This is a genomic window from Mesorhizobium sp. WSM1293, assembly GCF_000513875.1.
Classification (GTDB): Bacteria; Pseudomonadota; Alphaproteobacteria; order Rhizobiales; family Rhizobiaceae; genus Mesorhizobium; species Mesorhizobium ciceri.
The window spans coordinates 77675-92150 of sequence record NZ_KI911320.1 but is presented as its reverse complement, the minus strand read 5'-3'; the positions used below and the strand labels follow the sequence as shown (position 1 = coordinate 92150).

At 62.0% G+C, this 14476-nt stretch carries 15 protein-coding genes and 1 tRNA gene; 4 read left to right on the top strand and 12 right to left on the bottom strand.

Translation table 11 applies throughout. The annotated features are described in order from the left end of the window. Positions 1 to 128: 128 nt before the first annotated feature. Positions 129 to 2219 (bottom strand): O-antigen ligase family protein, encoded by a 2091-nt coding sequence (locus tag M729_RS0133020; RefSeq protein ID WP_027164132.1) that lies wholly within the window; start codon positions 2217 to 2219, stop codon positions 129 to 131. A 197-nt stretch (positions 2220 to 2416) separates the two neighbouring features. Beyond that, a complete protein-coding gene (locus M729_RS0133015; protein ID WP_084652790.1) occupies positions 2417 to 3367 on the bottom strand; it encodes a LysR substrate-binding domain-containing protein in 951 nt (316 codons plus the stop codon). 34 nt (positions 3368 to 3401) lie between these two features. Between M729_RS0133015 and M729_RS0133010 the strand changes: the two genes are divergently transcribed. Then, positions 3402 to 4565 carry a serine hydrolase domain-containing protein gene (locus M729_RS0133010; protein WP_032809836.1) on the top strand — a complete coding sequence of 388 codons (1164 nt, stop codon included), beginning with the start codon at positions 3402 to 3404 and terminating at the stop codon, positions 4563 to 4565. A gap of 41 nt (positions 4566 to 4606) precedes the next feature. On the opposite strand, the gene M729_RS0133005 is transcribed toward M729_RS0133010, so the two are convergent. The 3 genes from M729_RS0133005 to M729_RS0132995 form a co-directional block, all read right to left on the bottom strand. Further along, positions 4607 to 4990, bottom strand: coding sequence for a hypothetical protein (locus tag M729_RS0133005; protein WP_024503635.1), 384 nt, complete (start codon positions 4988 to 4990; stop codon positions 4607 to 4609). A gap of 231 nt (positions 4991 to 5221) precedes the next feature. After that, positions 5222 to 5518: a hypothetical protein gene (locus M729_RS0133000; RefSeq protein WP_127223420.1), complete on the bottom strand. Its 297-nt coding sequence runs from the start codon at positions 5516 to 5518 to the stop codon at positions 5222 to 5224. Positions 5519 to 5614: 96 nt separating this feature from the next. Continuing rightward, positions 5615 to 6310, bottom strand: coding sequence for an NADPH-dependent F420 reductase (locus M729_RS0132995; protein WP_024503637.1), 696 nt, complete (start codon positions 6308 to 6310; stop codon positions 5615 to 5617). Between the two features lie 110 nt (positions 6311 to 6420). Between M729_RS0132995 and M729_RS0132990 the strand changes: the two genes are divergently transcribed. Then, positions 6421 to 7338, top strand: coding sequence for a LysR family transcriptional regulator (locus M729_RS0132990; RefSeq protein ID WP_032809833.1), 918 nt, complete (start codon positions 6421 to 6423; stop codon positions 7336 to 7338). Positions 7339 to 7345: 7 nt separating this feature from the next. Here M729_RS0132990 and M729_RS0132985 read toward each other — a convergent pair whose 3' ends face one another. Genes M729_RS0132985 through M729_RS0132975 form a run of 3 tightly spaced genes read right to left on the bottom strand, consistent with a single transcriptional unit; the run spans position 7346 to position 9842 of the window. Next, the gene (locus M729_RS0132985; protein WP_024503639.1) at positions 7346 to 7975 is read right to left on the bottom strand and encodes an SDR family oxidoreductase; all 630 of its coding nucleotides are present in this window, start codon (positions 7973 to 7975) and stop codon (positions 7346 to 7348) included. A gap of 1 nt (position 7976) precedes the next feature. Next, complete coding sequence (locus tag M729_RS0132980) at positions 7977 to 8927, bottom strand: alpha/beta hydrolase (protein WP_032809831.1); 951 nt, start codon at positions 8925 to 8927, stop codon at positions 7977 to 7979. Between the two features lie 36 nt (positions 8928 to 8963). Further along, positions 8964 to 9842: an NmrA/HSCARG family protein gene (locus M729_RS0132975; RefSeq protein ID WP_027164127.1), complete on the bottom strand. Its 879-nt coding sequence runs from the start codon at positions 9840 to 9842 to the stop codon at positions 8964 to 8966. A gap of 113 nt (positions 9843 to 9955) precedes the next feature. On the opposite strand from M729_RS0132975, the gene M729_RS0132970 reads away from it, so the two are divergent. Then, positions 9956 to 10852, top strand: coding sequence for a LysR family transcriptional regulator (locus tag M729_RS0132970; protein WP_027164126.1), 897 nt, complete (start codon positions 9956 to 9958; stop codon positions 10850 to 10852). 107 nt (positions 10853 to 10959) lie between these two features. Here M729_RS0132970 and M729_RS0132965 read toward each other — a convergent pair. The 3 genes from M729_RS0132965 to M729_RS0132955 all read right to left on the bottom strand — a co-directional run bounded on the left by M729_RS0132965 (position 10960) and on the right by M729_RS0132955 (position 12595). After that, positions 10960 to 11034: transfer RNA gene (locus M729_RS0132965), tRNA-Gln, on the bottom strand. A 126-nt stretch (positions 11035 to 11160) separates the two neighbouring features. Beyond that, positions 11161 to 11505, bottom strand: a complete 345-nt coding sequence (locus M729_RS0132960) for a VOC family protein (RefSeq protein ID WP_024503642.1) — start codon at positions 11503 to 11505, stop codon at positions 11161 to 11163. A 499-nt stretch (positions 11506 to 12004) separates the two neighbouring features. Further along, positions 12005 to 12595, bottom strand: a complete 591-nt coding sequence (locus tag M729_RS0132955) for a biotin transporter BioY (protein ID WP_027164125.1) — start codon at positions 12593 to 12595, stop codon at positions 12005 to 12007. Positions 12596 to 12712: 117 nt separating this feature from the next. On the opposite strand from M729_RS0132955, the gene M729_RS0132950 reads away from it, so the two are divergent. Continuing rightward, on the top strand, positions 12713 to 13621 hold the full coding sequence (locus M729_RS0132950; RefSeq protein WP_027164124.1) for an MBL fold metallo-hydrolase: 909 nt from the start codon (positions 12713 to 12715) through the stop codon (positions 13619 to 13621). A 31-nt stretch (positions 13622 to 13652) separates the two neighbouring features. On the opposite strand, the gene M729_RS0132945 is transcribed toward M729_RS0132950, so the two are convergent. Beyond that, positions 13653 to 14438, bottom strand: coding sequence for a DUF1499 domain-containing protein (locus M729_RS0132945; protein ID WP_027164123.1), 786 nt, complete (start codon positions 14436 to 14438; stop codon positions 13653 to 13655). Between the last annotated feature and the right edge of the window lie 38 nt (positions 14439 to 14476).

Genomic DNA, 14476 nt, shown 5'->3' with positions numbered 1-14476 from the left:
CAAACGGGTTGCCGGCGATAAGCCGTGGATTTTGGCATCGACTTTCCCGATTATCGGGAAATTGAGCGGGGCCTCAAAGGTGCATTGGCCGCAACCGGCTGATCAGATACGTGCTGCGCCGGCAGGCCCTAAAAATAGGTTCGCGGCGCGACAAGGTTCTTCTGCTGGCGAACATAAAAACAATAGAAGCCGAACGCCGCGGCAAACCACATGAAGGCCTCACCCATGGCCAGCCGGTTGTTGGAATTGGTAAGGATGCTGAGGGCGAAGAAAACCAGTGTGGAGATGTAGCAGGACCATGCCGCCGGAGCGACAAGCTTGGCTCGCATGGCCAGCAGAACCTGCCTGGCCGACCAGGTGTAGAGAAAGGCAAAGAACACCAGTCCGACCAGACCATAGCGCACGGCAATTTCCAGATAACCATTGTGGAAGACGTTTAAGATCATGGGATGATAGGTTCTGTTCTCCCACTCGGTCAGCCAGCTGGAACTGGCTCCGAAGATCGGGTGGCGTTTCCAGATATCGATCGCATCCGCCCACAGCATCAGCCTTTCCTTGGCTGCAAGCGGAACCGCATCGCTCGCGATGGCGCGGTCGAATGCGGGAAGGACGCCATGCCTGAACACATCCGGAACCAGGGTTTTTACGAAGGTCATGGTGTCGCCGGCGGTGGACGAGAAGATGTTGTGTGTTGCGACAATGCCGGCCGCCACGATCGCCAGCACGCCACCCGAAACCAACAGTTCGCGGCGATGGCCTCTCGCCAGGGTCATGACCGTCAACAGGAGCAGCGCAAGCGCAAGCGCAAGCCACACGCCCTTTGACCGCATCTCGATGATATTGACGACGGCAAGCAGCAGGACGGCTGTCGACAGCGCCCAATAAAGGCTCTTGGTTGCTTTCCCGAGGTCCGTTCTCTGGGCCGTGTAAGCCATGAATTGCAGCGTGCAGAGGAAGATGAAACCGGCCGCCACCGACGCGTGGATGGGATTGTTGAAAAGCCACGGGGCCGGTTGGATATCCTGAAACATGTTCGAACAGGCGGTGTCCGCCGCCAGGAAGACAAGACTGAGGATCATGAACCAGGAGACCAGCCGTGCGGGCTGCCTGACAAACAGCAGAAAGGCGAATCCGGTCGTCGCATAGAACAGCGGAAACATGTAAATGCCTTCGGCGCCACCCAACTGGTGGGTGCCGAAATAGACGATCGCCAGTCGGATGAAGACATAGAGCGACCAGCCCAGACACAGGAAGCCGACCCAACCGATCAGTGGTTTGCTGTAGGTCCACAAATCCACCCTGAACCAGCGGATGACCGCGACCAGGGCCAGCGCCAGGCCCGCATAGCGGTAGGTGTCTGCCTCGCGCCACACCGCGGAAACCATGGCCAGAATGGCGAGTGCCGCAAGCAACAGAAGCAAGCTGTGGCGCGGCGCGTTGTCCTTGGCACAGTCCAGGATATCTCGCGGCAAAGGGGGCCGCAGCAGGACGTGATGCAGGCGGCGCAGCTCGTCACTGGCCCGCAACACCCCGGCACGTAGCCGGCTCGGCCCCCCCAACCTTGCGGATTTGTAGCTTCCCGAGGGACCGGCTATGCCGGAGATCTCGCTGCTGGCGGCGAAGCCAAGCACGTTTTGGCGGACCGAATAGACTTTCAGGCCGGTATCCCAAAAGCGTTCGAGCGCGACGTCCCATGGCATTTTCATGATGGCGAGCGCCGACAACAGACCCTGCGCGCCCTCCCGCGTCACCAGATAGGCGGCGGCCGAGCCTTGCGGGCCATGCAGCGCACGACCGATCTCGTCGCCTTCCGCCGTCTCGACGGCGCGCATGAAGAAGCTGATGCGATGGTTGGTCAGCTTGATGACGTCGAAATCCGGCACCGCCGCGATGATGGCCTCGATGCGCTGCATGGTGTTTTCGCTGAAGACGACGTCGTCCTCGACGATCAGGCCATGGGCGCCGCCACCGGCCAGGAACGTTTCCAGCGCCTGGATATGGCTGCGGTAACAGGCATATTCGCCGGAAAGGATGTCGCGCCCGCTCAGCTTGCGCGCGGCTGGCAGATCGATCTCCGTCCAGTCTTTTTCTGCAAGCGCCCGACCGTCGACCGCGGCAATGCGCTGCAAGGTCAGTCCTGCCGCTTCGGCGCTGGCGAGCAATTCGCTCCAGCGCTGGGTCTCGCGATCGAGATTGATGGCGAAGATAGGAAGGTTCATTGAAGTTCCATGTTGAGCCGCCACCCACCTGGCCGACCTATGTATGGAAAGAGGGAGATGTTCAAGGCGACACTGTCCAGATCATGTGCAAGACCTGAATTTGCCAGTGGGAGATACAGTGCGAGCCGGCCGTTAATGAGCCCGACCACCGAGGCTGCGACGGCGCTGCGTCCCCCGCTTCCTGCGGTGCAACGGACCTAACCGCAAAACCATTCGATGAATGCTCGAAGTTTTGGCGGCTGGTTGCGTGTGGGATAGTAAAGCTTGAACTGTACGGGACCTGGCTCGAATTCTGTCAAAAGCTCAACCAGTTCACCTGCCTCGATAGCCGGTATTTCCGTCGCTCTGTAGAGTTGGGCGATACCCAGGCCCGAGCGAACGGCAAAGTCGAAATGATGATTGTCGTCGAACACCAGGCGCGGTGGCGGATCGAGGCGAACAACCTGATCGTTGACGTTGAAGGTCAACGGCTCCAATCGCTGGCTCCCCGGAAACCTGTAACGGATAACGTCGTGGCCTGGCAGATCGTTAGGATGCCGGGGGGTGCCGGAAGCTTCCAGATAGGAGCGCGAGGCCAGCACTGAGCGGCGAAGAGGTGGACCGATGGAGCGCGCGATCATATCCATCTCCAATGTATCTTGGAAACGGATGCCGGCATCGAAGCCGCCAGCCACGATATCGGACAATCGATCGTCGGTTGCGAGTTCAATCTTGATGTCCGGGTAGTGCCGCACGAAGGCGGCCAGCCGCGGCAGGATGCAGACCTGAGCCGCCAGCCGTGACAGGTTGATCCGCAAATTTCCTGCCGGCCGCTTTCCAACCATACGAACCCGATCGAGTGCGTCCGCGATGTCGGCGAACGCTCGGTCCGTGTTTTCAAGCAGGAGGCGGCCCGCCTCGGTCAGCCGGACACTGCGGCTTGTGCGCTCGAAAAGCCGGACTCCGACAAGGGCCTCGATCTGGCGAATCTTCTGCGAGACCGCAGATGGCGTTATCCCCAAACGGCCGGAGGCGGCGGTGAAGCCTCCGGTCGTGGCGACCATGCGGAACGCCGGCAGCAGCGAGAAAAAATCGGGTCCCATCGTCAATTCATGCTTCAAGACCCATGAAGCATGGCCCATCTCAACTTCACGATCAAGGAGGCGCATCTAGGGGGCATATTTCCAACTTGGAGTTACAGATATGACCGAAGATTTGGCCCTCAAGGCACTGCCGGACAACCTGGCAAACGCCATGGATGTTGCGATCGAGGACGCACTGGCAGAGGGCCGCATCGCTGGTAGCGTCGTGCTCGTCGCCCAAGATGGCAAGATCGTTTACGAGCGGGCGGCGGGCCTTGCTGACCGTGAGACAGGCAGGCAGATGCAGATCGAGACGCCCTTCCGCTTCGCTTCCGTGACGAAAGCCTTCACAACCATGGCCGCTTTGAAGTTGATGGAGGCTCGACATTTGTCGCCTGATGACAGGGTGACAAAATATCTGCCGGGATTTGCGCCTCGTCTCGCCGATGGCTTGGTCGCCGACATCAGAATCGGTCAGTTGATGGCGCATACGGCCGGATTGGACTACCGCAGCCAGCAACCTGCCGATGGACCTTACGCCCGTGCGGGAGTGTCTGATGGGCTTGATGAGAGCCGGGGCTCACTCGAAGCAAATCTCGCCCGCATCGCCAGCGTGCCGTTGGATCGCATTCCCGGTGAGGGCTGGCGCTACTCCATCGCGACGGACGTGCTGGGCGGCGTGATTGAGGCCGTCACCGGCACGACGCTTGACGGCGCGATCAGCGCCCTGGTCACCGAACCACTACAACTGGGTGCCGCTTTTCATTGGCCCCAAGAGGATATTGCCGTCCCCTACCGCGATGGTTCATCGGCGCCTGTGCGGATGACCGTCGGTGTCGAGGTGCCGCAGCGTTACATCGAGGGCCCCGGCGTTCGCTTCGATCCGGAACGCATTCGGGACGCGACAGCCTGGCCATCGGGCGGCGCGGGCATGGCTGGCCGTCCGCGCGACGTCCTGACTTTGCTTGAGGCGTATCGCACCGGCGCTTTCCTGGGCGAGGATCTGCGTGAAGCGGTGAGGACGCCAAGAGTTGACGCGGAGGCTCAGGCAATGGGCCCGGGGTGGGGTTTTTCCTGGCTGGGCGCTGCCCTGATCGACCCTGCTTCCACCGGCAGCAAATGGAGCAAAGGATCGGTTTCCTGGGGCGGAACATATGGCAACTGGTGGGGTATCGATTTCGCCAGGAAGAGAACCGTCATCTCGATGACGAACACTGCCTACGAGGGAATGTCGGGCAGATTCGCGCAGAGCATCGCGGCCGCGGGCGCGATGCCGCTCTTGTAACTCTGCCTCACACCGCGGCGAACAGCCGAAATGAGCGCCCGTCAACCCATGGGGAGCTGACGGGCAGCGGCTTCCGCGGTGTCCTCGGGTCTCGTGTTGAAGGCTATGGCGGCGTTGGGCGCCGCCTTGTGGATGATGTTCACGACGGTTTCGAACAAGGGTAGGGCCTTGGGCGGCAGCCTGAGGCCGCCACCGATCACCACGCAATCGTATGTCGCGTCGCTCAGCGCTCTTTTGAGTGCGGTAAATCCGGCGGCATCGGGCGTGATCATGCAGGTATCACCCTGCCAGCCCCGTTCCTCGATTTTAGCCACCCCCAAAGCGATCCCGGCATTGATCTTTTCGGCGTTGAAGCCGGGCGGCAAGGACGGGTCCGAGAAGTCGACGGTTTCTGGTTTCTGGCCGACAAACAGTATTCGCGTCATTGGAATTCTCCATGAAGTTATGGGATTTCGAAAGTGGCCGTACGTCGTTCGGCGAGGTGTCGCCAATGAGGACTGGTGCGTTCTAGCTTCAGTGACTGCGACCCGGCTTGCTGAATTGATGAACTGTGGCGGTACGAAGCCATTGTTTGCCGCCAGACCTTAGACTGGATAAGGCTTGCCGCCCCTTTCAAACTTCAGCGCTGATCCGAATTTATCCGGAACAAGGCCCGTTCAGCAATTCTCTCGATCCATCACGATGACCGCCTTGCCTGGAACGCGCTTACCGGCTTCCAGGTCGCTGATCAGGGCGATGGCCTCGGAAAGCCGCGCGGTACGGCTGATGGTTATCGGCAGCCGCCCGCCGACGGCCAGGTCGACGATTTTTTGCAGTATCCTCAGGCTAGGCACGCCTCTTACAAAACTGTGCCGCGATGAAATTATCGATCTGACCAGATTGCCGAAGGTCGGGTCGATATCCACGGCAACACCGGAACGCTTTGTAAGGAACTCCTCTTCCCTGGCGGTCAAGCTCCCATGGCAGTCGAATACAACATCGAAGGTCCCCCTGAGGTCGTCAGATATCGATCATCTGTGGTGGGGCGGATGGTGGCGGACCAAGGGCGTCTAAGCCGGCGAGTCGTATGTGCCGGGGCTGTTGGGCGTGGCGCGCCACTCGGGCTGACGTTCGGGGTTTGCCTCGGCGAGCGCGCTACGGACGCCCTGGACGCCATAGTCCTTGAGATAACCGGGCGAGCCCGGCTGCTGACGCCAGGATTCCGCGATAGTGCCGGCGTCCACTGCGTCGAAGCCGATCCCGTCGATCAGCGCCATGGCCTTGGACTTGGTCCGGACGTCATCACCCGCCACCGCCAGAGCGATACGGTCCGCGGAGCCCGCCGGCTTGGCGCCCGGCTGGAGATGGGTCGCTTCGATCGTGTTAAAGGCTTTGATCACCGGACGCCCAAGGTGCTGCTCGACCCATTCGCTTTCGGTGCTCCCGTCCTCAATTCCGGCCAGATGACCATCGCGCTGCTGTGGGTAGTAGTTGGTCGTGTCGATGACGACGACGTCGGCGGGCGTGGACGCGAACAGTTCGCGGGACAGACTAGGGATTTTGTTTGTAGGAACGGAGACGACCACGACCTCCTGGCCGCGGACAGCATCTTCCATCGTAGCTGCCCGCGCGCCGGTTTCCGCCGACAGGTCCGCCAAAGACTCTGGTCCGCGCGAATTGGCGATCGTGACCTCGTGCCCTGCGGCCCGGAAGAGATGGGTGAGTGCGCTGCCGATATTGCCAGCGCCAACAATGCCGATTTTCATGTTTGTGCCTTTCTAAGATGTGGGTTGAGAATGCAGACAAGCTATATGGACCCTTGCATTTTATCGATAAATGGCGTCATGAAACCGGCTCTCCCAACCAGGAGTGTGGAATGGATCGTCTCGCCAGCATGGCCGCATTCGTGAAGGCGGCAGAAAGCGGCTCCTTTGCAACGGCGGCATCGGCGCTCGGCATCTCACCGCAGATGGTGGCCAAGCACGTCACCTACCTGGAGGCACGCTTGGGGGCACGCCTGCTCAATCGCACAACCCGAAAGCAAAGTCTGACGGTGATCGGCAAGTCCTACTACGATCGGTGCAAAGTGGCGCTGGCCGAAGTCGACTGGGCGGATGCAATTGCTGATGAGGCTAGGGGCAAACCGCGAGGGCTCTTGCGCGTCAACGCGCCGGTTTCATTCGGAGCTCACTGCGTGACACCTGTGGTCGCACGATATTTGAGCAGCCATCCCAGTGTCGATGTCGACCTGGTTCTCAACGACCGCTTTGTCGACCTTATCGACGACGGGTTTGAGGCGGTGTTCCGGATCGGTCCTCTCGGAGAATCCAACCTCGGAGCGATCGAGCTCGCACCCTTTCAGACTATCGCCTGCGGGTCGCCTGCATACCTAAAAGAGCGAGGGATGCCATCGACCGTATCGGATCTGGCCAATCATGAATGCCTGCTCTTCGGTAACTGGCCCGAGCCAACGTTCAGCGACTGGCTCTTTGTACGGGACGGTCTCACCTCAAAGGCCCTGGTCCACGGCCGTCTCAAGGTCAACAGCCCCGCTTCGTTGCTGGAGGCGGCGCTCGCAGGTTTCGGCTTGGCGCTCATCGGGGAAGAGGCGGTGCGCACGCACCTCGCGACCGGGCGGCTCGTCAGAGTGTTGCCGAACTACGAAACGCCTCCGCGTCCAATTCATCTGCTGTTCCACCCTGATCGGCGACAAACCCCGAAGCTGAAGAGCTTCATCGAAATGGTGGTGGAACAGCTGGGCGAAGCAACTGGCCACGGACACAGCACTAGCTAGGGCGCTTTCACCAAGTGATCAGCGGCGATCTGCGCATCCACGTATCCGTAGTGAGTTGCTGAACGACGAAATCCGCGACATCGGCTCGCGCGATCGTCCCGCCATGTACGCCTGAAAGGTCGGTCACCGCCTTGATGCGGCCGCGCGCCGGCTTGTCGTTGAGCACCATCGGTCGAACGATGGTCCAGTCGAGCGCGCTGCTCCGGATGGCATCTTCCTGGCGATCTTTGTCTTCATAGACCTTCCGCAGCATCAGGGGCAGGAGCAGCCGGTCGAAGAAGAAGCCGCCATGGCCGCGGCTGTCGCCGGCCCCGAGGCCAGTGATGCACACCAAACGACGGATGTTCTGCCGCTCCATGACGCCGACCAGCGCGCGCGTCGCCGTCGAGAGCATGGTAACCTCTCGGAACGGGCTCATGGCGGTGCCCAATGAACTGACAACGGCATCACAACCCGCGATGGCGCGGGTCAGCGCGGCGGGATCGCGGGCGTCGCCTTCGACGAGCTCGGCTCCGGCGAGGTCCTCGGCCTTTGCCTTGGAGCGAACGAGGGCTACGACATCGTGACCCTCTGCGAGGGCCTTGCGCACAATCAGCCGGCCGGTTGCGCCAGTGGCGCCTAATACCAGAATTTTCATGTCAAACCTCCGAAGGCGTGCTGATGGACGGAGAAGAATCGGTTAGCCGCTGGCGGATGAAGTCACCGATGGCGTTCACGGACTGCTCGGCTGCGAGAAACTGGCCGAGGGAGGACTGGAAGACATGCGGCATGCCCTCCCAGACCGACAGCGTGACCTCCACGCCTGCCGCCCGCGCCCGGTCGGCGTAGCGGATGGAGTCGGCGAGCAGCAATTCGTCGTCGCCGACGTCGATGCGGATCGGCGGCAGGCCGCGGAGCTGCGCATAGAGCGGCGACGCCTTGGGGTTCGTGGCATCCTGGCCCTGAAGATACATGTCCGCAAAGCTCTGGAGCACGCCGCGCGTGAAGATCGGATCCGCCTCTGCCCGCGTCTCGATGCTGTCGCCGGTGAGCGCCAGGTCGGTCCAGGGCGACATCGCCGCAGCCCCGACCGGTTGCATCAAGCCCTTTGTCTTGTCGGCAGCGAGGATCGACAGCAGCGCCAGCGTTAGACCGCCGCCTGCGGAGTCGCCTACAACCACGATCCGTTCGGCACCCTCCGCAACGAGACCGCGATAGGCGGCGACCGCATCGTCGATCGCTGCCGGGAACGGGTGCTCGGGCGCGAGCCGGTAATCGGGGACAAAGATATCGGCGCCAACGCGTGCGGCGATCTGGCCCGCGAAATTGGCGAGCGCCTCGGCTGAGCCGAGCACATAGCCGCCACCATGAATATAGAGCATGCGTGCGCCCGGTCGTGCGTTCGGCAGCCGCAGCCAGAAGCCCGCAATGCCCCCGACCGTCGCAGGCTCAACCCGCACATCCGCAGCGGCGGGTGTGGCGGCGAACATGGCGTCGAATATCGGCCGCGCGTCAGGGCCCATCGGCTCGCCCTTGTGGGCCGAAGCGGCCTGTCGCATCGCGGTCACGGCCGGTGCATCTTCAGGCAAGAGAGGTTGGATCGTCGTCATTGTTTGGTCTCCTTGGTTGGGGGTAGGGATGCAGGTTCAGCCCTTCGCCCACTGCGCCGCGGCATCCCTGGCAAAAGCGGAATAGGAGCGGGGGGCGTGGCCGAGCAGTTTGGTCAAGCGCTCGATGTCGTCAGGGGTCGCCACCGCGCCTTCTGTCTGATACCGGCTGAACATCAGGCGCAGGTCGAGCGCGTGCCAGGCGGGCAGCATGGTCTTCATGCGCTGCTCCATCACGACAAGATCATCGCCGCCATGGCGGATCGCGCGGCCGAGGGCTTCGCTCCAGATGGTGGCGATACCTTCGCCGGTCAGGCTGTCCGGACCGACCAACGCATAGGTCTCGCGGCCGAGCGGCGTCGCTGCCTGCTCACGGCGAACCAGCTCGATCGCGGCGGCCTCGCCGATATCTCTGATATCGACCATCGAGATACCCTTCGCGCCGATCGGCGCGCCATAGACGCCGGCCTTCAGAAGCACGTCCTTCTGACGAAGATCGTTCTGGATGAAATAGGCGGGACGCAGAACTGTCGCCGGCAGGTCGAGCGCCTCGATCATCCGCTCGACCGTGTACTTGCCCGCGAAATGCGGAACGTCGGCATAGGGCTCGCCGCCGAATACCGAGAGATAGACGATGCCCTTGACGCCGGCCTCGCGAGCCACCGTCAGCGCAAGCATGGCCTGGGTCAATTCGTCCGCGACATTCGGGGCGAGCACGAACAATGTGCTGACGCCTTCCAGCGCGGATCGTAGCGAATCCGGGTCGGCGAGATCACCGCGCACCGCCTTTACACCTGATGGCAGTTGTGCCGTCTCAGGCGAGCGAGTCAAGGCGCGGATCTCGACGTTGCGTCCCTGCAGGTGGGCCAGGACTTGGGAGCCGATCGTCCCGGTGCTGCCGGTTACCAAAATAGCCATTGTGAAAACTCCTTATGATGTTTGTGCGTGTCGAGAGAAAGATACGCGTTCCAATCATGAGTAGAAGATGCCATGTTCGGGACAGCCTGTCTCGATATTGGAACACCCATCCTATGGATCTCGAAGCTCTGGCGGACTTCAACCTCGTTGCCACCCATGGCGGTTTCGGCCGAGCCGGTCGCCTCTCCGGGCGATCCAAGGCGACATTGTCGCGCCATGTGAGCGAACTCGAACATAGCCTTGGCGTGAGGCTGATCGAGCGTGGATCCCAAAGTTTGCGGCTGACAGACGAAGGGCGGGCGCTTCACGAGCGCACCGATGGATTGCTGTCGGAAATCGCGGAAGCCGGGGAGGCGATCGTCTTGGGTGCGTCCACCCCGAGAGGCAGGCTGAGGGTGAGCGCTCCCGTGGTTTTCGCGCATGTGGCGCTTCCCAGGATCGGCACCCGTTTCGCTCTCGCCTATCCCGAGGTCAAGCTTGAGATCGTTGCCGAGGATCGCAAGGTCGATCCGGTCGAGGAAGGCTATGACCTTGTTATCCGAATCGATCCTTCACCGGATGAACGGCTCATCGGTCGCCGTTTTCTCAATGACGAGCGCCTGATTGTCGCCCCACCGGACATGCCGCTCCCTCAGCCGGCGCCGGGCGGTGAACCGGCTCCCGTAAAGGCGGTCTTGCTGAGCGCGACTTCGCTGAACGTTGTTTGGCGCATGAAATCCGATGTTGAGGACGAAGTCCTTTTCAAACCCGAGCCCGGCCTGCGCTTCTCTTCCCTGCTGATGGTACGCGAAGCCGTTCTCGCAGGTGGGGGCGCGGCGTTGCTTCCGAAGCTTCTCGTCGCGGGCGATATCGAGGCGGGCCGGCTCGTTTGCTGGGGAACTCACGCCGGTCCGTCTGTGGAAATCTGGGCGCTGCAAAGCTCGCGGCGTCTTGTCGGTGCGAAGGTTCGCGCTTTCCTGGATGTGATGGAGAGGGCGTTTTCTACGAACGTTCTCGTTCCTGCACCCTGAACAAGAACCCGTGCTGCCGCCCATCAGTTGGAGAAAGAGGTGGCGCCGGACATACAGTCGCACCGTTGGTGCGCCATCAAGGGAAGCTATCCACAGGGCATCCAGTTTGGCTGGGGCGCCAGGATTCGAACCTGGGAATGTCGGTACCAAAAACCGATGCCTTACCACTTGGCGACGCCCCAATTGCCGTCAGAGTCGCTTGTGCGGCGCGTTATTAGCAGAGCAGCCGAAAAGCACAATGCCCATGAAGGGTGGTGAGAACGCCTGTTTGGGCAGCAAAAGCAACGCCGCCAGACGAGACGAGCTGGCTATTCGGACCACACCGCCATCTCGTTGCCGGCCGGATCGGCAAAGTGGAAACGGCGGCCGCCAGGGAACGCGAAGATCGGCTTGACGACCGTGCCGCCGGCGTTTTCGACAGCGTCGAGGGTCGCCTCCAGATCCCTGCTGTAGAGCACCGGCAGCGGCTTTGATGGCGCTTCGGCGGCGTCGGCTTGAAAACCCCCGTCCAGGCCTTCGGCAAAGGCCGAATAGGTCGGCCCATAGTCAGTGAACGACCAGGCAAAGGCGGCACTGTAGAAGGCCTTCAGCCGGTCCAGCGTCCCGCCCGTAGCCGGCATTTCCAGGTAGTCGAGTTTTCCGGACAGTTTCATAGCCACCTCTTTGTTCATGATATGTTCTACTCCAAAAGCCTCGACATGGCAAGTCTTTTTTGCCGCATCCTGGCGTCGGCGCGACGGCGACCTCGTCATAGCTTGCTTCTGTCGAGCTCACGCCTTTCAGCCAGGAACAGCTTCGGATTGCTGCAAAATGTTCCTTGGCCAGCAAAATGAAGGGCGGCCCATAACCGTACCTGCAGCCTTGCCAGTATGGCTGGACAAAGGGGCAGATGGCGATCGTCTTTCAACCGGACTGTAAGTTGCGACACCGCGGCAACGTTCAGTTCCTTCGCGTTCAAGCGCATCGCAGGCATAGCGCGCGGGTTGTTCGCTGCCTCAAGGCAGCACCTTGTGCACGATGGACGTGCTGTTTCCGAAGCCGTTTCCGGAAACCTGAGTGATACTACTTGGCGGCATCAGGCCGAAATCCGCCAGTCACGCCGCTCCAGTCAGGGGTTTGATTGCCCCTGGCCGTTTCCTCGATCGCGAGTTTTCAGCCGCGCTTGAGCAGCGTCCAGACGGCCGGCACCAGGCTTGCCGCGAGAGCCACCTTGATCAGGTCGCCGACGATGAACGGCACGACGCCGAACTGCCACGACTTTTCCGGACCGATGAGCAGCGCCAGCCAGGCAAAGCCCATCGCCATCATGACGACTTCGCCAACCAGCATGGCGTTGAAAAGCTTGATCGGGTGGCGGTCCCAGCCGCGATCCGCCGCCCAGCCGACAATGGCCGCCATGACCACGAAGCCGGCGAGATAGCCGCCGGTCGAGCCGAGCATGTAGGCAATGCCGAGACCCTTTTCAGGCGTGCTCTGGAAGACGGGGAAGCCCATGGCGCCCTCGGCCATGTAGAGCAGCAGGGTGGCGACGCCGAGACGCATGCCGAAAGCGGCGGCAATCAGCAGCACGGCCAGCGTCTGCATCGAAATGTCGACCGGCCCGAGCATCACCTTGGTCTTGGCCGACAAGGTCAGCACAAGCGTTCCGGCGATGGCCAGGAAAAGCTGCGTTGCCAGCCGAGCCGCGCCGCTTTGCGGCAGAGCCAGAGAAACAAGCGGACGCATCGTAGTTGCAATTGCCATGGTATTTCCCCAATCCGATTGCCGCTACTAGATGTTCGCGGCCTCACATCCTCCTATATTGGCTTGCGTGTTATGCGGCAATCGGTTTTGCCGTTTCCCCAAACAAGGCACCGATGCATGGCACTGAAGTTCGATACCGGCTTCGACCCCCTCTATGGCCAGGGGGTGAGCGTCGCGCCCGATGTCCAGCGCATCACGGCCCGCAATCCAAGCCCTTTCACCTTTCACGGCACCAACAGCTATATAATTGGCCGCGATACGCTGGCGGTGATCGATCCGGGGCCGGATGACGAGGCGCATCTGCGGACCCTGCTCGAAGTGATCGCAGGCCGGCCAGTCAGCCATATCTTCGTCAGCCATACGCATCGCGACCACTCCCCGCTGGCGGCCCGGCTGAAAGAGCGCACCGGCGCCATCGTGCTGGCCGAGGGGCCGCACCGGCCGGCAAGAGCCCTGCACATCGGCGAGACCAATGCGCTCGACGCCAGTGCAGACATGGCTTTCGTTCCCGACATCGCCCTTTCCGACGGCGAGGCGGTCGATGGCGACGGCTGGTCGATCAGGACGGTTCTGACCCCGGGCCACACCGCCAATCATGCGGCGTTCGCGCTGGAAGGAACCGGCATCCTGTTTTCGGCCGATCATGTCATGGCCTGGGCAACCTCCATCGTCGCCCCGCCGGATGGAGCGATGGCCGATTACATGGCCTCGCTGGACCGGCTGATCGACCGCGAGGACCGCTTGCTGCTGCCCGGACATGGCGGGCCGGTGACCGCACCGCGCGCTTTCATGCGCGGGCTGAAGACGCACCGCAAGATGCGCGAGCGAGCCATCCTGGAGCGGGTCCGGGCCGGCGACCGGACGATCGTGGACATGGTCAAGGCGATCTACAGGGATACCGATCCGCGGCTGCATGGCGCCGCCGGATTGTCGGTGCTTGCCCATCTCGAGGATCTGACGGCGCGCGGTCTGGTTGTGACCGATGCCGCACCGGCCATCGACGGCATTTTCACGCCGGCCGGATAGGCAATGCAGCCCACTGCCAAGTGCCCGTGCCTCACTCGGCCGGCGCGGCGCCAACCTGACCGGCGACTTCCTGGTCGAGCTCGGCAAGGAAATCGACAATACGCGCGGCATTGTCGCCAAGGTCGTAGCGACCGTAGCGGGACGCCGACCGCATGTCGACGATGACCGTATCGCCATCGTCCGTCACGCGGATCGCCACATCGGCGGGAAGGCCGATCACGAAGCCCTTGGCGACGGCGGTGATGGTCACCTCGCTTTGCCCGGCGAGATCAGGATAGGGTTCCGATAGATCCCAGTCGCGCCGGTCGAGTACAGTTTCGACGGCATTGACGACAGTCTCGAACGGCAGGTCGTAGCTGCGTGCGCTGACCAGCGGATAGCTATCGATCTGCAGCCGCTGTTCCCCAGGCGTCGACGGCGCAAGCACGTTCATATCCTTCGTGCGGTCGCTCACGTCCAGCGCCGGCGGTTCGTCGAAATCCGTCGAGATGTCCCTGAGCGGCGGATAGATCGTCGCCCAGTAGGCGGCGACGCCGTAGGGTGCGAGCACCAGCAGCGCCAGCAGCGCGCCGACCGTCAGGTCGCGACCGCCGCGGTCGCCGAAGTTCCAGAGCCGCGAAAAGGCAAACCCGGCAAACAACAGCGCCATCGCCGCCAGCAGCGCGACAATGCCGAGCACCCACAGAAAGACAGGTGTTTCGACGAGATCGAAGCGATGGCCGACAAAGACCGTCAGCAGCAGCACCAACGAAAAAGCGGCCGTGCGCCGCGACCATCCGGCCGCCCTCGACGTTTGCCGTTCAGGAATACTTGCCATCGATTGCCGTACCACCCCAACCCGAACGGAGACTTAGA